17 protein-coding genes are annotated in these 19,644 nt (G+C 71.9%); 8 read left to right on the top strand and 9 right to left on the bottom strand.

All coding sequences use genetic code 11. The annotated features are described in order from the left end of the window. Positions 1-125 precede the first annotated feature (125 nt). Positions 126-1,142, bottom strand: coding sequence for a TolB-like translocation protein (locus ACN6LD_RS08255; RefSeq protein ID WP_319193020.1), 1,017 nt, complete (start codon positions 1,140-1,142; stop codon positions 126-128). 111 nt (positions 1,143-1,253) lie between these two features. Here ACN6LD_RS08255 and ACN6LD_RS08250 point away from each other — a divergent pair, with 111 nt between their 5' ends. Together ACN6LD_RS08250 and ACN6LD_RS08245 are read left to right on the top strand one after the other, a co-directional pair. Then, positions 1,254-1,928, top strand: a complete 675-nt coding sequence (locus ACN6LD_RS08250; RefSeq protein ID WP_319193022.1) for an SGNH/GDSL hydrolase family protein — start codon at positions 1,254-1,256, stop codon at positions 1,926-1,928. 245 nt (positions 1,929-2,173) lie between these two features. Then, complete coding sequence (locus tag ACN6LD_RS08245) at positions 2,174-3,166, top strand: aldo/keto reductase (protein ID WP_445042800.1); 993 nt, start codon at positions 2,174-2,176, stop codon at positions 3,164-3,166. 174 nt (positions 3,167-3,340) lie between these two features. Here the strand turns inward: ACN6LD_RS08245 and thpR are convergent, their stop codons facing one another. Further along, positions 3,341-3,913 carry an RNA 2',3'-cyclic phosphodiesterase gene (gene thpR / locus ACN6LD_RS08240; protein ID WP_319193027.1) on the bottom strand — a complete coding sequence of 191 codons (573 nt, stop codon included), beginning with the start codon at positions 3,911-3,913 and terminating at the stop codon, positions 3,341-3,343. A gap of 51 nt (positions 3,914-3,964) precedes the next feature. On the opposite strand from thpR, the gene ACN6LD_RS08235 reads away from it, so the two are divergent. After that, positions 3,965-4,510 carry a GNAT family N-acetyltransferase gene (locus ACN6LD_RS08235; protein ID WP_445042799.1) on the top strand — a complete coding sequence of 182 codons (546 nt, stop codon included), beginning with the start codon at positions 3,965-3,967 and terminating at the stop codon, positions 4,508-4,510. Between the two features lie 180 nt (positions 4,511-4,690). Here the strand turns inward: ACN6LD_RS08235 and ACN6LD_RS08230 are convergent, their stop codons facing one another. Both ACN6LD_RS08230 and ACN6LD_RS08225 read right to left on the bottom strand, forming a co-directional pair. Beyond that, positions 4,691-5,962, bottom strand: coding sequence for an MFS transporter (locus ACN6LD_RS08230; RefSeq protein WP_319193030.1), 1,272 nt, complete (start codon positions 5,960-5,962; stop codon positions 4,691-4,693). A 141-nt stretch (positions 5,963-6,103) separates the two neighbouring features. After that, the gene (locus ACN6LD_RS08225; protein ID WP_057579065.1) at positions 6,104-6,541 is read right to left on the bottom strand and encodes a MarR family winged helix-turn-helix transcriptional regulator; all 438 of its coding nucleotides are present in this window, start codon (positions 6,539-6,541) and stop codon (positions 6,104-6,106) included. Positions 6,542-6,692: 151 nt separating this feature from the next. Between ACN6LD_RS08225 and ACN6LD_RS08220 the strand changes: the two genes are divergently transcribed. Further along, positions 6,693-6,875 (top strand): ribbon-helix-helix protein, CopG family, encoded by a 183-nt coding sequence (locus ACN6LD_RS08220; RefSeq protein WP_319193033.1) that lies wholly within the window; start codon positions 6,693-6,695, stop codon positions 6,873-6,875. 69 nt (positions 6,876-6,944) lie between these two features. Here ACN6LD_RS08220 and ACN6LD_RS08215 read toward each other — a convergent pair whose 3' ends face one another. Beyond that, positions 6,945-8,396, bottom strand: a complete 1,452-nt coding sequence (locus ACN6LD_RS08215) for an NCS2 family permease (RefSeq protein WP_319193035.1) — start codon at positions 8,394-8,396, stop codon at positions 6,945-6,947. Positions 8,397-8,513: 117 nt separating this feature from the next. Between ACN6LD_RS08215 and ACN6LD_RS08210 the strand changes: the two genes are divergently transcribed. From ACN6LD_RS08210 to ACN6LD_RS08195, 4 genes are all read left to right on the top strand, one after another. Beyond that, on the top strand, positions 8,514-8,786 hold the full coding sequence (locus ACN6LD_RS08210) for a DUF2530 domain-containing protein (RefSeq protein ID WP_319193036.1): 273 nt from the start codon (positions 8,514-8,516) through the stop codon (positions 8,784-8,786). A 293-nt stretch (positions 8,787-9,079) separates the two neighbouring features. Then, a complete protein-coding gene (locus ACN6LD_RS08205) occupies positions 9,080-11,446 on the top strand; it encodes an HAD-IC family P-type ATPase (protein WP_445042798.1) in 2,367 nt (788 codons plus the stop codon). Positions 11,447-11,665: 219 nt separating this feature from the next. Next, the gene (locus ACN6LD_RS08200) at positions 11,666-12,484 is read left to right on the top strand and encodes a hypothetical protein (RefSeq protein ID WP_319193040.1); all 819 of its coding nucleotides are present in this window, start codon (positions 11,666-11,668) and stop codon (positions 12,482-12,484) included. 30 nt (positions 12,485-12,514) lie between these two features. Then, on the top strand, positions 12,515-12,688 hold the full coding sequence (locus ACN6LD_RS08195; protein ID WP_319193042.1) for a hypothetical protein: 174 nt from the start codon (positions 12,515-12,517) through the stop codon (positions 12,686-12,688). Positions 12,689-12,798: 110 nt separating this feature from the next. Here the strand turns inward: ACN6LD_RS08195 and ACN6LD_RS08190 are convergent, their stop codons facing one another. The 4 genes from ACN6LD_RS08190 to ACN6LD_RS08175 all read right to left on the bottom strand — a co-directional run bounded on the left by ACN6LD_RS08190 (position 12,799) and on the right by ACN6LD_RS08175 (position 19,184). Next, positions 12,799-13,602: a hypothetical protein gene (locus ACN6LD_RS08190; RefSeq protein WP_319193044.1), complete on the bottom strand. Its 804-nt coding sequence runs from the start codon at positions 13,600-13,602 to the stop codon at positions 12,799-12,801. A 121-nt stretch (positions 13,603-13,723) separates the two neighbouring features. Continuing rightward, positions 13,724-14,650 carry a hypothetical protein gene (locus tag ACN6LD_RS08185; protein ID WP_445042797.1) on the bottom strand — a complete coding sequence of 309 codons (927 nt, stop codon included), beginning with the start codon at positions 14,648-14,650 and terminating at the stop codon, positions 13,724-13,726. Positions 14,651-14,972: 322 nt separating this feature from the next. Continuing rightward, positions 14,973-18,158: a sacsin N-terminal ATP-binding-like domain-containing protein gene (locus ACN6LD_RS08180; protein ID WP_445042796.1), complete on the bottom strand. Its 3,186-nt coding sequence runs from the start codon at positions 18,156-18,158 to the stop codon at positions 14,973-14,975. 99 nt (positions 18,159-18,257) lie between these two features. Beyond that, positions 18,258-19,184: a DUF3027 domain-containing protein gene (locus ACN6LD_RS08175; protein WP_445042795.1), complete on the bottom strand. Its 927-nt coding sequence runs from the start codon at positions 19,182-19,184 to the stop codon at positions 18,258-18,260. Positions 19,185-19,644: the final 460 nt, after the last annotated feature.

Here is a 19,644-nt window from a genome sequence, read left to right as displayed (position 1 = left end):
TCCACCGCGCACCACCCAGGAAACTGACACACCATGACCACGTCAAGAAGTACGGCAGCCCCGTTCGCGCAGAACGGCCCGCCGCTCTCCCCCGTCCTCCCCGCACCCCCGGGGCCGGCGCGCCCTCAGCGCCGGCGCCGCAGCCGCCGGAAGCCGAAGACGACGGCGCAGAGCGCCGCGACGGCGAGCGCGCCGACCTTGACGCCACCCGTGGCCGAGGAGCCGTCGCCACCGCCGGAGGCGCTCGAACCCCCGCCCCCGGAAGGCGACTTGGAGCTCGACGAGGCCCCCGCGGGCGCTTCCTCCGCCACCACCGAACTCCCGGCGCCCTCGCTCCCGTACATCAGCTCGGACCCGTCCGCGGAGTAGCTCACGGACTCCCCCTGCCGTTGCAGGGGCACGTCGAGCCGCCCCTCGCGCTTGATCTTCCCGCCGTTCCACGCGTAGGAGATACCGCCGAAGTAGCCGCGGACGGCGAGCCGGCCGCCGTCCGGGGAGAAGGCGGCGTCGGTGGCCCACAGGTCGACGGGGGCGATGGGCCTGAAGATGTTCGCCCCGGAGGTGGAGAGCTTCGCCGGTCCCTCGTAGAGGTGCCCGCCGTCCTCCTTCTTGTCGATGATGTAGACCCGCCCGGTCCTGGGGTGCACGAGCAGCGACTCGGCGTCGCGGGGGCCGTCCGAGTACTTCACGACGTACTGCGTGGCCTTGACGGTCCGGTCGACGAGCTTCTTCGGCTCGGGCAGCCGGTAGATCCACACGTACTTCCAGGTGCCGCCGAGGTTGTCGCCGATGTCGCCGACCCAGATCTCGTTGCCCGGGCCGATGGAGATCGCCTCGACGTCACGGGGCGTGCCGACGCCGGTCAGGGTGATCCTGGCGACGGTCTTACCGGTCGCGCTGTCGACGGCGTAGAGGTAGGGGCCGTCGTCGCTGTCGTTGTGGGTCCAGTAGATCCCGGGGTGCTGACGTGAGGCGGCGAGCCCGCTGGACTCGGTGATGCGCGGGTCCTCGACGGTGAAGCCCTTGTCGCCGTCGGCCGCGAACGCGGCGGGCGCGGTGGACGCGGCGAGCACGGTGAAGGCACCCGAGAGAAGAACTCCGGTGAGCAGGGCTCCGGCCCGGACGGCGAAAGATCGGCGCATGCCCACAAGCGTGCCATCCCGCACCGCCGTTCGAGGCTCCGTGGCAGGCCTCACACCCCGGGGCCGAGCTTCACGCTCCCGCCCACCGCCGTGATCCAGCATCATGAGCGGATGCTCAGGTTCATGCCCGTAGGCGACTCGATGACGATCGGCAGCACGGGCGACCACACCTGGCGCTACCGCATGTGGCGGCACCTGTGCGCTGCGTACGGCGGGCCGTTCACCCTCGTCGGCCCGCGCGAGACGCTCTACGACAAGGCGGCGGACGCGCCCACGTCGTACGCGTACGCCGACCCCGACTTCCCCCGCGGGCATCTGGCGGGCTGGGGCGAGGGCTGGCAGCAGATGGCCCCGCTGATCCGCGAGGCGGTGCGCACCACGCGGGCCGACGTCCTGCTGGTCTCGCTCGGCCTGATCGACCTGGGCTTCTACACGAACGCCGAGCAGACCGCGGCGAACGCGCGCGTCTTCGCCGCCGAGGCCCGGGCCGCGAACCCCGGGATCGCCATGGTGTGGCTGCCGGTCATCCCCAACGTCCGCGCCGCGAACGACGAGCCCTTCGCCGCCCAGGTCAACCTGTTCAACGAACTCCTGGCGAAGACCGCCGCCGACCTGGACGAGCAGAACTCCCCGATCCTGCTCGCCTCGATCCCGCCGGCCTGGGACATCGACACCGACACCTACGACGGCACCCACCCGAACGCGAGCGGCGAACACCGTCTGGCGGAGGCCTTCGCGGAGGCGATGCACCAGGGGTGGGAGCTGGGCGGGGAGTACGCGGGCTGAGGGGCCGCCCCGCCCGCTTCTGGCACAGGGGCTCCGCGCAGCGACCCGGTCACCGTGCGTGTCGCCGTACTGCGCGGCGGCACTCGAGTGAGCGCGGCCGGCGAGGAGCGCACGATGACCGTCCTCGACGACAGGATCAGGTCGTCTCGAGGGGGACGGCTCCCAGAATTCCCCCGCGACCCGACCCGTTCCCCCGGCCGGTCCCCCTTGCATCGAGCGCACTCCAAGACGTTGGCTTGAGTTCCATGAAGTACACGCAGCTCGGACGTACCGGACTCAAGGTCAGCCGCCTCGTCCTCGGCACCATGAACTTCGGCCCGCAGACCGACGAAGCCGACAGTCACGCCATCATGGACGCGGCACTCGGGGCGGGCATCAACTTCTTCGACACGGCCAATGTGTACGGCTGGGGCGAGAACAAGGGCCGTACGGAATCGATCATCGGCAACTGGTTCGCGAAGGGCGGCGACCGGCGCGACAAGGTCGTCCTCGCCACCAAGGTGTACGCGAACATGGCCGCCGACGGCGACGCCTGGCCCAACCACGACAGGCTCTCCGCGCTGAACATCCGGCGGGCCGTCGACGCCAGCCTCAAGCGGTTGCAGACCGACCACATCGACCTCTACCAGTTCCACCACATCGACCGCCTCACCTCCTTCGAGGAGATCTGGCAGGCGATCGACGTGCTGGTGCAGCAGGGCAAGATCCTCTACGCCGGATCGTCCAACTTCCCCGGCTACAAGATCGCCCAGGCCAACGAGACCGCCGACCGGCGCGGCGGCACGATCGGGCTCGTCAGCGAGCAGTGCCTGTACAACCTGGCCGAGCGGCGCGCCGAGATGGAGGTGATCCCGGCCGCGCAGGAGTACGGCCTCGGGATCATCCCCTGGTCCCCGCTGCACGGCGGACTGCTGGGCGGGGTCGTCAGGAAGCAGGCCGAGGGCGGTCGCCGCGCCTCCGGGCGGGCCGCCGACGCCCTCGCGGACGCCGGGACACGCGCGCAGATCCAGGCCTACGAGGACCTGCTCGAGAAGCACGGCGTCGAGCCCGGCGAGGCCGCGCTGGCCTGGCTGCTCACCCGGCCCGGCGTGACGGGCCCGATCGTCGGCCCGCGCACCACGGAGCAGCTCGACTCGGCGCTGCGCGCCGTCGAACTGGAGCTGGGCGAGGACCTGCTGTCCGGCCTGGACGAGATCTTCCCCGGCCCGGGACCCTCGCCGGAGGCCTTCGCCTGGTAGCGGGCGACCCCGTGCCCACGCCGGGCACGGCACGGTGGCGGCGGCCGTCGGGCGGCCGGCCCGAGATCGCTCAGGTCACTTTCCGACGGCCGCCGCCACCGCCACCACCACGAACAACAGCACGAGCACACCGGCCATGATCCGGTTCCGGGTCTTCGGGTCCACGCGTCGAGCCTAACCGGCCCCGCCGAGCGGCCACCGCCCGGCCGGTTCGTAGCGGGGCTGCTCCCCGGGGACGCCGGACCTCGGCAGGTTGCTGCGCACCAGCACCAGCTCCCCCACCGTCCAGGTCCGGCCCGCGAAAGCGTCCAGCGCCTCGACGTACGCCCCGACGTCCGCGGCGTCCCGGCTACGGGCCAGGGTCAGGTGCGCCGTGTACCGGCGGTGCCCGCCCATGTCCACGCCCGCCTTCCGCCCCGCGGCCTCCGCCCGGTCGGCCAGCAGCCTCAGCGCGGGCACGTCCCCGGCCGCGCCCGCCCACAGCGCCCGCCCGTGCCCGAACATGCCGCCGCCGCGCACGGCCAGCGGGAAGGGCGCGCCGCGGTGCGCGGCCCGCCGCAGCCGTGCCGACAGCTCCGGGACGAGGGCGTCGTCGACCTCTCCGTAGAAGGCGAGGGTGAAGTGCCAGCCGGCCCGGTCCGTCCAGCGCAGCCCGTCCGCACCGGGCAGCGTGCGCAACCGGGCGACCTCGGCGGCGAGTTCGTCGGCGATGTCGTCCGGGGGCAGCACGGCGGCGAAGAGTCTCATGCCCCCGATTTTCCCGGCGGACCCGACGACGCGCCCGGCAATATGGACGGCATGCGGATCACCATCAGAGAAGGCGGACCCGACGACGCTCCCGCGATGCTCGCCATGCTCGACAGCAGCGTGGCATGGCTCGTCGCGCAGGGGCGGACCGGCCAGTGGGGGACGAAGCCCCTGTCGGAGAACCCGAAGACGGTCGAGTCAGTCGTCCGCTACCTGGAGGAGGGCTGGGCGTTCGTCGCCGAGGCCGACGGCGAGCCGGCCGCCGCCCTCACGCTCACCGACGCGCCCGGCGCGTACCTCGCACATCTCCCGCCGCCCGGGGAGCTCGAGCGGTACATCCACTGGCTGACCTCGGACCGGCGCTTCAAGGGCCACGGCGTGGGCGGCGCGCTGCTCGAGCACGCCGCCGAGGCGACCCGGCGGGCGGGCGTCGGACTGCTGCGGGTGGACTGCTACGCGGGCGACGACCGCAGGCTCGTCGCCTACTACGAGGCCAACGGCTTCACCCCGACGCAGGCCTACACGGTCGGGGAGCATCAGTGGCCCGGGCAGGTGCTGGCCCGCAGAGTGGGACCGCCCGCCACGCCCGCCGGGTGACGGGCCCGGCGGCCGGTGGGCTACGGGCCCAGCGGCCGATGGACGACGGGCCGCAGCCCTCACCGGAGGACGGGCAGCCGCGCCCATCGGACGACGGGCCGCCCGCGCCCACAGGCTGACGGGCCGCCCGCGTCCTCCGGCTGACGGGCCGCCCGCGTCCTCCGGCTGACGGGGCGCGCGTCAGGCGACCGTGGCGAGTTCCCGCTCCGCGCGCGGGACGAAGCGCACGCTCGGGTGGCCGTGGCGCCAGCGGACCGACAGGCGCAGGTCGCCCATCCGGGCCAGGACCAGGCCGACGGTGACGGCCGCGGCGGCCGAGACGGCGCCGCCCGCCGCCATGCCCGCCCGGACGCCGTACGCGTCGGTGATCCAGCCGGCGATCGGCGCGCCGATCGGGGCGCCGCCCATGAACACCATCATGTAGAGGGCCATCACCCGGCCCCGCATGGCCGGGTCGGTGCCCAGCTGGACGCTGCTGTTCGCGGTGACGTTGACCGTCATCCCGAACATCCCGATCGGGGCCATGAGCAGGGCGAACAGCCACAGGGAGGGGGCCGTGGCGGCCACGATCTCCATGGCGCCGAAGGCGACCGCCCCGGCGACCAGCACCCGCATCCGGGCCGTGCCGCGCCGGGCCGCGAGCAGGGCGCCCGCGAGGGAACCGACCGCCATCAGCGTGTTGAAGAGGCTGTAGGAGCCCGCGCCCGCGTGGAACACGTCGTCGGCGAAGGCCGAGAGGTAGACGGGGAAGTTGAACCCGAAGGTGCTGACGAACCCGACCAGGACGATCGTCCAGATGAGGTCGGGGCGGCCGGCGACGTACTGGAGGCCCTCCCGCAGCTGACCCTTGCCGCGCGGGGCGCGTTCGACGGCGTGCAGGTCGCGCGAGCGCATCAGCAGCAGACCTGCGAGGGGCGCGACGAAGGACAGGCCGTTGAAGAGGAACGCCCACCCGGTGCCGACGCCGGTGATCATCACGCCGGCCACGGCGGGGCCGATCAGCCGGGCCGACTGGAAGTTGGCGGAGTTGAGGCTGACCGCGTTCTGGAGCTGGTCGGGGCCGACCATCTCGGAGACGAAGGTCTGCCGTGCGGGGTTGTCCAGGACCGTCGCGAGACCGACGGCGAACGCGGCGACGTAGACGTGCCAGACCTGGACGTGGCCGGAGAGGCTGAGAACGGCGAGCGCGATTCCCGTGAGGGCCATCGCGGACTGGGTGAACAGCAGCGTGCGGCGCTTGGGCAGCCGGTCGACGAGGACGCCGCCGTAGAGTCCGAAGAGCAGCATCGGCAGGAACTGCAGGGCCGTCGTGACGCCGACGGCGGTGGCGGAGCCGGTGAGGCTGAGCACCAGCCAGTCCTGGGCGATGCGCTGCATCCAGGTGCCGATGTTGGAGACGACCTGGCCCAGGAAGAACAGGCGGTAGTTCCTGACCTTCAGCGAGCTGAACATGGACGACGTGGGCGACGTGGACGACGACGGCGACGCGGATGACTTGGCGGGTTTCCCGGCAAGGGTCTCGTGGGTGGTCGGTGCGGGGGCGGAGTCTGCTCCGGGTCCCGAACTCAAAAGGGTCGCCTCCTCGGCATGGGGTTACAGGTGTGCGAGCTTCTCCAGCACGGGGGCGGCGGCGCGCAGTTTCGCCCACTCGTCCTCGTCGAGGCCGTCGACCAGGGTGGCCAGGAAGGCGTTCCGCTTGGCGCGGCTCTCCGCGAGCATGGCCTCGGCCTGCTCGGTCTTGGTGACGACCTTCTGGCGGCGGTCCTCGGGGTGCGGCTCCAGCCGGACCAGGCCCTTGGCCTCCAGCAGCGCCACGATGCGGGTCATCGAGGGCGGCTGCACGTGCTCCTTGCGGGCGAGTTCGCCGGGGGTGGCGCTGCCGCAGAGGGAGAGGGTGCCGAGCACCGACATCTCGGTGGGGCTCAGCGACTCGTCGACCCGCTGGTGCTTGAGTCGACGGGACAGCCGCATCACGGCCGATCGGAGGGAGTTCACGGCGGCAGCGTCGTCGCCATGGGTGAGGTCAGGCATCTCTTTAGCGTAACTCATTACCCTGGCTAAACAAGCTGGCGCGCAGAGGGATTCCCGTGACCCTGGCCACGGAAACCCCGGCGTCACTCGAAGGAGTGAGTAGGCAGCGGAAAGAGGCCGAGGTGCGGTACATGCCCGCGACCCTCGTCTCATGGGGACCAGTGTGCTCAGCCTGCGGATAGACGGGGAGCTGCTCGAGCGGCTCCGGCAGCATGCCGCGAAAAGGGGAATGAGCGTCCAGGACTATGTCGTCCGGACGCTCGTTCGCGATGACTTCGACGAGCGGTTCCAGACCGCGGTCGACGAGACGGAAGAGTTCTACGGGCGCGCCTGAGCCCGGCCGCCGACCCCGCCGTCCCGCCGCTCCCGCGGCTCAGGTGAGGCCGGCCACCGCTCCCGCGGCTCAGGTGAGGCCGAGTGCCGGCATCAGGTAGTAGAAGACGAACACGGCGGACACCACGTACATGGGCGCCGGGACCTCCCGGCCGCGCCCGGCCGCCAGCCGCAGCACGACGAAGGCGATGAAGCCCATGCCGATGCCGTTGGTGATCGAGTAGGTGAACGGCATCATCACCATGGTGATGAAGGCCGGGACGGCGATGGTGTGGTCGGCCCAGTCGATCTCCTTGACCGACCCGGCCAGGATCAGGTAGCCCACCGCGAGCAGCGCCGGCGTGGCGGCCTGGGACGGCACCATCGTGGCGACGGGGGTCAGGAACAGCGCCACCGCGAAGAGGGAGCCGGTGACCAGGTTCGCGAAGCCGGTGCGGGCGCCTTCGCCGACGCCGGCCGTGGACTCGACGAACGCGGTGGTGGCGGAGGAGGAGCTGGCGCCGCCGGCGGCGACCGCGAGGCCGTCGACGAAGAGGACCTTGTTGATGCCGGGCATCTCGCCCTGGGCGTTGGTCAGCTTGGCCTCGTCGCTGACGCCCATGATCGTGCCCATCGCGTCGAAGAAGCACGACAGCAGGACCGTGAAGACGAAGAGGACGCCGGTCAGAACGCCGACCTTGTCGAAGCCGCCGAACAGGCTGACCTCGCCGATCAGCCCGAAGTCGGGGGTGGCGACGGGGTTGCCGGGCCACTCGGGGGTGGTGAGGCCCCAGGAGGGGATGGTCGCCACCGCGTTGAGGACCAGCGCGAGGACGGTCATCGCGACGATCGAGATGAGGATCGCGCCGGGCACCTTGCGGGTGATCAGGGCCAGTGTGAGCAGCGCGCCCAGGATGAAGACGAGGACCGGCCAGCCGTTCAGGTGACCGTCGGCGCCGAGCTGGAGCGGGACGGTGGTGTGGGCGGCGTCCGGGATGCGGCTGACGAAGCCGGAGTCGACGAGCCCGATCAGCATGATGAACAGGCCGATGCCGATGCTGATGGCCTTGCGCAGGCCGAAAGGCACCGCGTTCATGACGCGCTCGCGCAGCCCGGTGGCGACCAGGAGCATGACCACGAACCCGGCGAGCACGACCATGCCCATGGCGTCCGGCCAGGACATCCGGGGCGCGAGCTGGAGCGCGACCACGGAGTTCACGCCGAGGCCCGCGGCCAGCGCGATGGGCACGTTGCCGATCACACCCATGAGGAGCGTGGTGAAGGCGGCCGTCACACAGGTGGCGGTGACCAGCTGACCGTTGTCGAGCTGGTGCCCGTACATGTCCTTGGCGCTGCTGAGGATGATCGGGTTCAGCACGATGATGTACGCCATCGCGAAGAAGGTGGCGAAGCCGCCCCGGATCTCCCGGGACAGGGTGCTGCCCCGCTCGGAGATCCGGAAGTGGCGGTCGAGAGCGCCGTGGGCGGACCTGGCTCCCGGCTGTTCAGGGGCGGGGACCTTGGCGGGGGCCGGCGTGGGCATCGTTTCGGTGTTTCCTACGAAGAGAAGTGGTCAGGGGTAAACGGTTTCAGTATGAACATATGAGGTCCGGGTCGGCCATCTCCGCGCGTAGATGTGATGGCCTCGTAAGCTGTCCCCATGGCGAAGTGGACCCCCAAGCACGAGGCGCCGGAGCCCCTGGAGGGCCCCGTGGTCGCCACCATCACCGGCGGCACGATCCTCTGGTTCGTCCTCTTCCTCGTCCAGCTCCCCTTCTACGGCTGGTTCGAGGACCACGACCGCCTGTGGTGGGTGTGGACCTGCCTGGCCGGCGCCGGCCTGGGGCTCATCGGCATCTGGTACGTGCGCAGGCGGGACGCGGCGATCAAACGGGCCGCGGCGGCGAAGCAGGCGGACGCCTCCGCCGTGTGACGCCGGGGGCGCGCGGAGCCTCGGCCCGCGGGCGCACCCTTCGGCCGGGGCAGGCCGCCACTTCCGCCCCGCCGGCTCGCGCTTCCGCCCAGGGCGGGCTCGCACATCTGCCCGGGGCGGGCTCGCAGGCTTGCCCGGGGCGGGCTCGCAGGTCTGCCCGGGGCGGGCTCGCTCTCCGGTCGGGGACGCGTCGGGGTGGCGCTGCAACCACGGCACTACTCCTGTCCTCCCCAGGTCGGATCTTCGGCGTCCTCGGGGGGTGAAGCCCCAAATCCGCACGTACCGTCGGTTCCATGGCCCACACCGACGCCCCCGCCTCAGCGCCGACGGCTACCGGCCTGACCGCAGCGGAGGTCGCGGACCGCGTCGCCCGCGGTCAGGTCAACGACGTGCCGGTCCGCAGCAGCCGCTCCGCCGGCGAGATCGTCCGGGCGAACGTCTTCACCCGGTTCAACGCGATCATCGGCGTCCTGTGGCTGGTCATGCTCGCCGTCGCGCCCATCCAGGACGGCCTGTTCGGGTTCGTGATCCTCGCCAACACCGGCATCGGCATCATCCAGGAGTGGCGGGCCAAGCAGACCCTGGACTCCCTCGCCGTCGTCGGCGAGGCGCGTCCCACCGTCCGACGTGGCGGCACGGCCGTCGAGGTCTCCACCTCCGACCTCGTCCTGGACGACGTCATCGAGATCGGCCCCGGCGACAAGGCGGCCGTGGACGGGGTGTGCGTCGAGGCGGACGGCCTGGAGATCGACGAGTCGCTGCTCACCGGCGAGGCCGACCCCGTCGTCAAGCGGCCCGGCGACGCGGTCATGTCGGGCAGCTTCGTGGTGGCCGGCGTCGGCGCCTTCCGGGCCACCAAGGTCGGCCGGGAGGCCTACGCCGCCCAGCTCGCCGAGGAGGCGTCACGTTTCACGCTCGTCCACTCCGAACTGCGCACCGGCATCTCCACGATCCTCAAGTACGTGACCTGGATGATGGTGCCGGCCGCGATCGGCCTGGTCGTCACCCAGCTGGTCGTCAAGAACCACGACCTCAAGGAGTCCGTCGCCCGCACCGTCGGCGGCATTGTCCCGATGGTCCCGGAAGGCCTCGTGCTGCTCACCTCGGTCGCCTTCGCGATCGGCGTCATCAGGCTCGGCCGCAAGCAGTGCCTGGTGCAGGAGCTCCCCGCGATCGAGGGCCTCGCCCGCGTCGACACCGTCTGCCTGGACAAGACCGGGACTCTCACCGAGGGCGGCATGGACGTCACCGAACTGCGCACCCTCGACGGCGGTGACGAGGCGTACGTACGGCGGGTCCTCGGGGCCCTCGGGGAGTCCGACCCGCGGCCGAACGCCTCCCTGAAGGCGATCATCGACGCCTACCCGGACGCCGAGGAGTGGCGCTGCACCGAGTCCCTGCCCTTTTCCTCCGCCCGCAAGTACAGCGGCGCCAGCTTCAACGAGGGCGACGGGGAGAGCAGCACCTGGCTGCTGGGGGCGCCCGACGTGCTGCTGACCGACAGCGATCCGGCCCTCGCCGAGACCGAGCGGCTGAACGAGCAGGGGCTGCGCGTGCTGCTGCTGGCCCGTGCCGCCCGCGACCTCGACGATCCCGAGCCCGCACGCGGGGCCCGGGCCGCCGCCCTGGTGGTGCTCGAACAGCGGCTGCGGCCGGACGCCGCCGACACGCTGCGCTACTTCGCCGAGCAGGACGTCCGCGCCAAGATCGTCTCCGGTGACAACGCGGTGTCGGTGGGAGCGGTGGCGTCGAAGCTCGGGCTGGACGGCGTCGCGGTGGACGCCCGGCGGCTGCCGTCCGATCCGCCCGGCATGGCGCGGGCCCTGGAGGAGGGCACGGTGTTCGGCCGGGTCACCCCGCAGCAGAAACGGGACATGGTCGGCGCGCTGCAGTCCCGCGGGCACACCGTCGCGATGACCGGGGACGGCGTCAACGACGTCCTCGCGCTGAAGGACGCGGACATCGGCGTGGCGATGGGGTCGGGCTCCGAGGCCACCCGCGCGGTCGCGCAGATCGTGCTGCTGGACAACAGCTTCGCGACCCTGCCTTCGGTGGTGGCGGAGGGCCGCCGGGTCATCGGCAACATCACCCGGGTGGCGACGCTGTTCCTGGTGAAGACGGTCTACTCGGTGCTGCTGGCCCTGCTGGTGGTGTGCTGGCAGGTCGAGTACCCGTTCCTGCCACGGCACCTGACCCTGTTGTCCACCCTCACCATCGGCATTCCGGCCTTCTTCCTCGCGCTCGCCCCCAACCGTGAGCGGGCCCGCCCGCACTTCGTCCGGCGGGTGATGCGGTACTCGGTCCCGGGCGGTGTGATCGCCGGGGCGGCCACGTTCGTGACGTACCTGATCGCCCGTCACCACTACACGGGCGCGGGCTCCTTGGAGGCCGAGACGAGCGCGGCGACCCTCACCCTGTTCCTGGTCTCGATGTGGGTGCTGGCGATCATCGCCCGGCCGTACACCTGGTGGCGGGTGCTGCTGGTGGCCTCGATGGGCGCGGCGTTCCTGCTCGTGCTGGTCGTCCCCTGGCTGCAGGACTTCTTCGCGCTGAAGCTGGTCGGGCCGACGATGCCGTGGATCGCGGTGGGCGTGGCGGCGGCCGCGTCGGCGGCCCTCGAGGTGTGCTGGAAGCGGGTCGACCGCCGTTCCCCGGCGTGAGGAAAAGCACGGCTCGCCGCAGGCCGTCCGGAGTCCGGTGAACGGTGACTTCCGTCAACTCCATCCGGCTCTCGGTCACTTGCCCCATTCTTTACTTTGATCAAGCTCATATGTTCCTCAACTTCCTTCACTTGCCACTCGTGGTCGCCATAGGTTCTCCACGACCAACAAGGTGATCAACACCTTGCGCAAGTGCATGTAACGAGGGGGAACTTCACCATGCGTAAGAGAGCACGCATAGCCGCCGGAATATCCGTCGCGATCACGATGGCAGCCTGCATGACCGGCACGGCCTCCGCGGCGGACGACATCGGCAGCACCGCGGCCTATCAGGCCGCGCTCTCCTCCCACACGCCGTTTCCGCTCGCCTCCGCCGTCACCAAGGAGTCGATGACATTCCAGACTGCGGCCCAGTCCGACAAGGTGCCGGACAGTCAGATCTCGTCTCTGCTGAGGTCCGGCGACTGGGTGAACTACGCGGTCGAGACGGTGATCGTGGAGGGCGGTGACGTCGAGGGGGGAAAGGAACTGGACGCGGCCGCCACGGACCTCAACAAGCCCACGTGGGCGGAACTCGTGCAGAGTCTCGCCGCTCAGGATCCGGCTGAGGCTCTCGAGAAGGAGCCGATGGTCGCGGCACAGAAGTTCTGCTATTCGGGCAACGGCCCCACGATCACCGTCAAGGCGAAGAACGTCACCGGTGCGACGCTCTGGTATTACCAGGTCGGCGAGCAGTACTGCTACAACAAGACGACCAAGGGAATCTACTCTTTCGACCGAGAGCCCTTCGTCAACCACAAGATCTACAACTGGGCTCAGGCGCTCGGCTGGTCGTGGGAGGGCCAGGACCTCACGGGGACCAAGGGCCCCTCGCGCTACAAGTGGTCCGGCAATGCGAGCGGCGGTCTGCAGACCTGGCGCAAGGGCACCTTCAAATTCGATCCCACGCACGTCGAGATCGGCAGTTTCCAGAAGTTCCCGTGGGTGCATTTGTATGAGCACGGGAACGGAAGCTACAAGTACAGCTACGGGTTCTGACCACGGCCCACTGGAGGTGGATGTACCGCCATGTTGTTCTGGGGAACGATCGCGCTGGTGACTCTGGTCGTCTGGCTGCTCTCGGGACGCCGTAAGGTGCCGGCGGTGATCGCCGCGCTCAGCTGCTTCGCCCTGCTGTACACCGTCGGCTTCCAGACCGGCGCCACGGCGACCGACAGCAGGCCCAGCGTCGTACGGCAGTAGTTCTCGGCCGGCCGGCGGCGGCGCACCGAGGGGGAGACACGAAACGGCCGGACCGGGCATTCCCGGTCCGGCCGTCGTCACATGCGTGCGGTCACTTCACGTACGCGGGGTCACTTCACGTCGACGAAGTCGCCCGCGGCGGCGACCGCCGGGGTCGTGGTGGTGCCCGCGAAGACGTAGCGGTAGTAGCCGTCCGCGGACGCCTTGACCGTGGTCTTGAGGGTGCCGGTGGAGCTCGTCTTGACGGTCTTCAGCGTGGTGTAGGTGCTGCTGCCCTTCTTGCGGAACTGCAGCTTCACGGCCTGGGCGGAGTAGCCGGCCCACTTGCCGGTGTCCCAGTTCGCGCGGGCCAGCTTGCCGGTGACGGTGAGGGTCTTGCCCTTCTTCACCGGCTCCGGCGCGGCGTCGGTGGTGAGGGTGGCCGCGCGCTGCAGCTTCGCGCTGCCGAGGTTGCTGCCCGTGGTGAGGCCGCTGTCGTTGACGGCGGCGGCGCCGATCTTCCACGCGCCCGCGAGGGCGTTGCTCAGGTCGCCGAAGTCGGTGTTCCCCAGGGGGCGGAACTGGATCTTGGCCGTGCACTTCAGGACGGTGGCGGAGGACGCCGTGCAGGTGCCGGGCTCGTCGCCGCCCCAGACGTCCTTGTCGGGGGTGGACGCGGTGAGCGTGCCGCCCCGGTAGAGGACCGGGAAGGTGACGAAGGAGTTCGCGTTCAGGCCGGCCGGCTTGGTGACGGTGTAGCTGGCCGCGACCGTGACCTTCGTGGTCGGGCCGACGACGATGTTCTTGCCGCCGTTGACCTTCACCTGGGAGAAGGTGACGGCGGGGCCGGCCGGAGCGGCCTGCGCGGCCGGGACGGCGAGGGCGGACAGGGCGAGGGCGCCGGAAGCGGCGACCACGAGGGCGCGTACGCGCATGGGTGTTTCTCCAGATGGCGGAGTGAGCTGTGCGAAGGTGAAGCGGGAGCGTGAGGGACGGGAGCGCGGAGGGGCGGCCGGCCCCGGGGAACCGGAACCGGCCGCCGTCACACGCCCGGTGTCACTTCACGTCGACGAAGTCACCCGCGGCGGTGGCCGCCGGGGTCGTCGAGGTGCCCGCGAAGACGTAGCGGAAGTAGCCGTCCACAGACGCCTTGACCGTGGTCTTCAGGCTGCCGGTGGTGCTGGTCTTGACGGTCTTCACGGTGGTGTAGGTGCTGCTGTTCTTCTTGCGGAACTGCAGCTTCACGGGCTGGGTGGAGTAGCCCGCGTAGGCGCCGGTGTCCCAGTTGGCGCGGGACAGCTTGCCGGTGACGGTGAGGGTCTTGCCCTTCTTCACCGGCTCCGGCGCGGCGTTGACGGTCAGCTTGGAGAGGCGCTGGAGCTTGGCGGTGGTCAGGCCCGTGCTCTCGGTGTAGCCGACCTTGCTGAAGTCGATGTCGTCCGCGAAGGGGTCGACGTCGTTCCAGTCGACGATGAAGCCGACCGCTTTCCAGCCGGTGGCGTCGGCGTTCTCCAGCTCCTCGCCCGGGAGGATGTCGATCGTGCTCTTGCACGTGGCGACCGTGGCCGAGGTGTTGGAGCAGGTCGGGCGGTCGTCACCGAGGAGGAGGTTGGCCGGCTCGTCGTACGGGCCGCGGTAGATGAACACGTCCAGCTCGGTGTCGCCCGCGGTGACGTCGACGCCCGCGCCGTGCGTCACCTTGAACGTGACGGGCACGCTGACCCTGCCGGTCGTTCCCGCCACGATCGGCTTGCCGTTGTTGACGCTGACGCCGGTGAACTTGGCGTCCAGGGCGTACGGGGTACCCGAGTCGGCGGGCGACGCGCCGGTGAACGCGGTCCTGCCGGAGGCGGCCGCGCGCAGGGCCTTCAGCGTGTCGAACGAATGGTGCGCGCCGCTGCCGGCGGCCTGTGCGGCCGGCACGACGAAGGCGGAGAGGGCCACGGCGCCGGTGACGGCGACCACGGTGGCACGTATGCGCATGTATGTCCCAAGGGGATCGAGGGGCTCTGCGGACAGGTGCCTCCGGTGAGCCCGAATCGGTCGGCGAGCCTACTCGGCTCGCTTGATCAGATGCCTGAAACCGGGGAATGGTTGTACAGCCGCCGCTCGTCCCGGCTCGCGCCGGAGGAGACCGCCGCGGTGGCACGAACGCGCATGTGTTTTCCCCCAGTCGAGAAACATCGCTCCCCCGAGAAGACTCGCACCCCCGTCCGACGGTTGCACGTTCGATGGAGAAATCGCGAAGAAAATGCGAGCGCCCCCGCAGGTGTCCGCGGGAGCGCTCGTCGTGTCCGTGCGGGCGTCAGTCGAACCAGCGGTCGCGGGCCAGTTCCTGAGTGCGGGTCGGGTCCTCCAGCAGGGCCGCGACCTCGAACCGGCGCGGCCACTGGCCGGCCGCCCAGGCGAGGCCGGCGGCGACGCCCTCCAGGGTGGCGGCGTGCAGGACGCCGCCGTCCGTCAGCCGCCAGTCGATCTCGACGCCGTCGACGACCAGTTCCTCGTGCTCGACGTAGGCGGCGGGCGTGCGGGGGCCGAGGAGCACGCGCACCGGCTCCGGCACGTCGTGCTCGACGCCCTCGGAGTCGACCTCGCCCGTGACGGACTCGCTCAGCCGCCGCACCTGGAACAGCTCGGCCAGTTCGGCCGCCAGCGACGGCCGCACGGGCAGCAACGGGACGCCTCCCGTGAAGGGGAGCAGATCGGGTGAGTCGACGACCACGGCGTCGGCCGCGTCCACCACCTCGACCCGGCCGTCCACGACGGCCCTCAGCTCGTCCGGCAGCGTGACCTGCTCCGGATCCAGCTCCGCCAACGCCCCGTACAGACCGTGCAGTTGCGCGGAGGTGACGGAACGCTCGGGATCGGAGAGACGGTCCAGGAGCTCGGCGGCGCCGCCGGGCTCGTCGAGGAGGGCGGCCACCGAGGTGCGCACCCCCAGCGCCCGCAGCACCTGCTCGTCGTCGAAGCCCGTGGCGTCGGCCTCGTCGTACAGGCCGCGCAGCAGCGGGTCGCCGCCGAAGGCCAGGAGTCCGGCCGGTCGGCGGCCGTCGAGAACCGGGTTCCCGCGCAGCCACCAGGCCGTGTACGGCCGTACCGTCTCGTGGGTGCCGTCGGGCAGCAGGACGCGGAGCGGCTGGACGAGGGCGTCCCGCAGCGGCGGCTGCGCGAGCAGGGCGAGGGCCTGCGGCCAGCGGTCCTCGTCGACCAGGTCGAGATCACGCACGGCGACCAGTTCGGTGGCGACCGGCGGCACCGGGCTGTCGGGGAAGCGGTCGAGGACGTCCTCGCACCACACGTCGACGGCGTCCAGCAGCCCCGCGTCGTCCGGCTCGGCGAAGTCCCCGTCCCGGGGCTCCAGTTCGTCCGGGTCCAGGACGACGTCGGTGGCGCGGACGAGCGCGAAGTCGGCGAGGACGCCACAGGCCGCGAGCGGCTGCTCGCCCCATTTCTCTGCCAACTCCGCGTCGACGAAGGCGACTTCGCCTTCCCGGATGACGGAGGCGAACGCGCTGCCGGGCAGCACGAGCTCACCGGCGGGCGCCAGTTCGCCCTCGTCGTCGGGCAGGGCGAGCGCGCCGAGCCACGGCTCGTCGCCGGGCTCCAGACCCGCGTCGCGGACGAGCGCGAGGACGGCGTCGGCGAGCTCCTCCGCGTCCGGGGCGCCCTGGTCGTCCCAGGCGCCGCCGTCGTCGTCCAGGGACGCTGCGACGGCGGCCCGCACCTGCGGGGTGGTCAGGACGGCCCGCGGGGTGGCGGGCAGCGCGCCCAGCTTCTCCAGCAGCGGGTGCACGGCGTCCTCGTGGGCGACCTTGAGACCGAGCCGGCCGAGGACGTCCGCGTCGAGGCCGGCCGAGTCCGGGGTGGGCAGCAGCACCTGGCGCGGGCCGATGGCGGTGCGTCGTCCCCCGCCGCCGAAGGCCTCCGAGGCGCCTCCGGCCAGCGGCACGGGCAGCCCGGTGAGCCGGTCGGGGTCGACCCCGGCCAGGCTGTCGTAGAGCCGGCGCCACCAGCCCGGCTCCCTGTCCAGGCCGGCCAGCCGGTCGATGACGTCCGCGAGCGGGATCCGCGCGACGCCGAGCGTGCGCAGCTCGACACGCCGCTCGAGACCGGCGGGCAGCAGCGTCGGCAGGACCTCCGCAAGCACCCGCACGGTGTCGGCGCCGGCGCCCTCGACGACCTCGGCGTCCCGGGGGCGCAGGGCCTCGGGCAGCCCGACCGCGTCCTCGCCCTCGTCCGTGCCCTCCTCGGGCACGGGCGCGACGGCAGGCGGCAGGAACGCGGTGCGCGGCAGCAGATCCAGGACGGCCTGGCGCAACGCCCCGTCCAGCGCCCCCTTGCCCAGCGGACCGGGCACGAGGCCGATGATCCCCGGCCCCACCGGCCGCCAGCCGGCGAGGAGTTCGGCGTACGCCTCGGCCGCCCGCCGCACCAGATGGTCGGTCAGCGGACCGGGGGCCGCGTGACGGCGCGTGGTGTCGAGCGGGAAGGACGCGATGAGCAGGGCGGGCAGCCCCAGCGGCTCGTCGCTGGGAGTGGGCGCGTGGACGACCGGCGTGGTGCGGGGCGCGACGGGCGCGCCCTCGTCGTCGACGGGCACCGCCCAGGTGACCGACCAGTGGGGCCGCAGTCGCTCCTCCACCGGCCGGTCGGCGAGCAGTTCGGGACCGAGAGGGCCGTGCGCGGCGGCGGTCCGCCACCGGGTGACGCCCCGCTCGGTGTCGGTGACGACGGTGAGGTCGCCGTCGGTGGAACGGCTCAGGGTGCGCGCGGCGCCGTCCCCGATCTCGACGACGACCTCCTCCAGCCCCGGCAGGGCCAGCAGGAGGGCGTCGTCGACCACGGTGAGCAGACGCTCGGCGAGGTCGGCCGCCGCGGCGTCGCGCAGCGGAAGGATGACGGCAGTGTCGTACGGGTCGGGGGCCGTGCCCTGGGCCGCGAAGGGCAGCCGCAGCAGGGGCACGTGTCCGTCGCGCCGCCGCACCTCGTCACCGAGGCCGGGACTGTGCCGGGCGGTCTCGGAGGCGAGCGACCGGGCCTCCGCCAGGTCCCAGCGGACACCGCCGTGCCGGCCGACCACGGCCGGCTCGTCGGTGACCGCGAGGACGGCGGCGAAGCCGACGCCGAACCGCCCGACGGCCACGGCCGCCTGCCGCTCCTCCCGCTTGGCGGAGGCCCGCAGCGTGGCGAGGGACTCCACACCGGCGGCGTCGAGAGGCGCGCCGGTGTTGGCCGCGACGAGAACGCCGTCCCGCAGGGTGAGGCGCAGCCGCCCCGGCACCCCGCCCCGGGCCGCGGCGTCGGCGGCGTTCTGCGCCAGCTCGACGACGAGCCGGTCCCGGTACCCGCCGAGGACGAGATCCTCCTCGGCGTTGGCGTCCTCCCGGAAGCGGGCGGGACTGGTGGCCCAGGCGTCCAGCACTCCACGGCGCAGGCGTGCCGTGCCGAACGGATCCGCGCCCTCGGGCGCCGGCCGCACGAACTTGCTCACGTTCACTCTTCTCCTCGGCGTGAGGACGAAGGTACCGCCCGCGGAAGCGACCGCGTCCCCCGCTCCGGCCCGGCCCGGCCGCCGGGGAAGGACGAGGCGCTACGAGTGGCCGAGCTCCGCCGCGTCCTCGTCGGCCGTGGTCGGGACCGAGCCCGAGTCGGCGGCCGGACGCAGCGGGAACGGATCGACCCGGGTCTCGTCGACCACCGGCGGGGCGGGCCGGGGCGGCGTGGGCATCACCGCCGCCTCCGAGTGGCCGCCGCAGCCGTACGCCAGCGAGACCACCCGGCCGTCGGCCGGGGAGAACTCGTTGGCGCAGACACCGAAGGCCTGCCCCAGCGAGCCGCCGATGCGGGCGAGGAAACCGCAGCTCACACAGGACGCGGGGGCCGCCTGGGCCATGGGCGTCTTCGGGCCGAAGCCCTCCTCCCAGCGGTCGGCGGCGGTGTGCAGACCGTAGCGGGACAGCACCCTGGCCCGGCGCAGCCCCAGCTCCTCGGCCACGGCGGCGATCGTGCCCCGGACCGGGATCGTCGGCAGCTTCGCCGGCGCGGCCGGCGTCACGTCCGCGTCCTCCGCCTCGGCCAGCTGCGCCATCTCCTCGGAGACGGGCGAGTTCGGCAGCGGCTCGTCCTCCCCGCTGTAGCCCGGCTCCAGGCGCAGATCCTCCGCGTCCGTGGGCAGCAGGTCGCCGGGCCCCATGTCGCCGGGGCGCAGCCGCTCGCTCCACGGGACCCACTCGGGCGCCAGGACCGCGTCGGGGCCGGGGAGGAGCACCACCTCGTCCAGAGTGACGATCTTGGCGCGGGACGCCCGCGCCACCGTCGCCGCCCAGCGCCAGCCCCGGTAGCCCAGCTCCTTGCATGCGAAATAGTGGGTGACCACACGGTCGCCCTCCGAGACGACGCCCGCATGCTCACCGACCACGCCGGGGGCGGCTGCCTCCTCGGCTGCGGCGCGGGCGAGGTCGACGGCCTCGGCGCACAGGCGGTCGGGGGTGCGGCTTCGCGTGGTCGCTGCGCTCACAGGTATCGCTTCTCTCCTACGCCGTCTCTCGGTGCGCCCCTCGAGGCGGCGGGTGCGGACGGAGCGGCTGGGGGTACCTCCCAGGCCTGAGGCACTGGGGGAGCGCCGCGTCGACGTCCGCGCCCGATCGCGCTCGGGCGCGCCTGCTGTCATCCATTCTGCGGGATGGCCGGGAGGCGCGCGGCCGAGAACAATCGCCACGGCGCGCTACGCACGCTACCTTCTCGCGGACGCTCGGCCTACACCGACGGGACGTTTCCCACCCACCGGAAGCCCCCGGATCCCTCCCGGAGCGTTCCCCGAAGCCCTCCCGGAGCCCCCCGGAAGCCCTCCGGAAGCCCTCCGCGAGCATCGCCGGAGATCATTTCCGGGGCGGGCCGACGGGACCGGGCCGCCTCCCGGAGGGCCGGGCGCGCCGACCGTCACACGGCCATACGCGCGGTAACCGCACTATGCGCGG

It is taken from the genome of Streptomyces sp. SAS_272, assembly GCF_052543235.1.
This window is presented reverse-complemented; position numbering and strand designations above follow the sequence as displayed.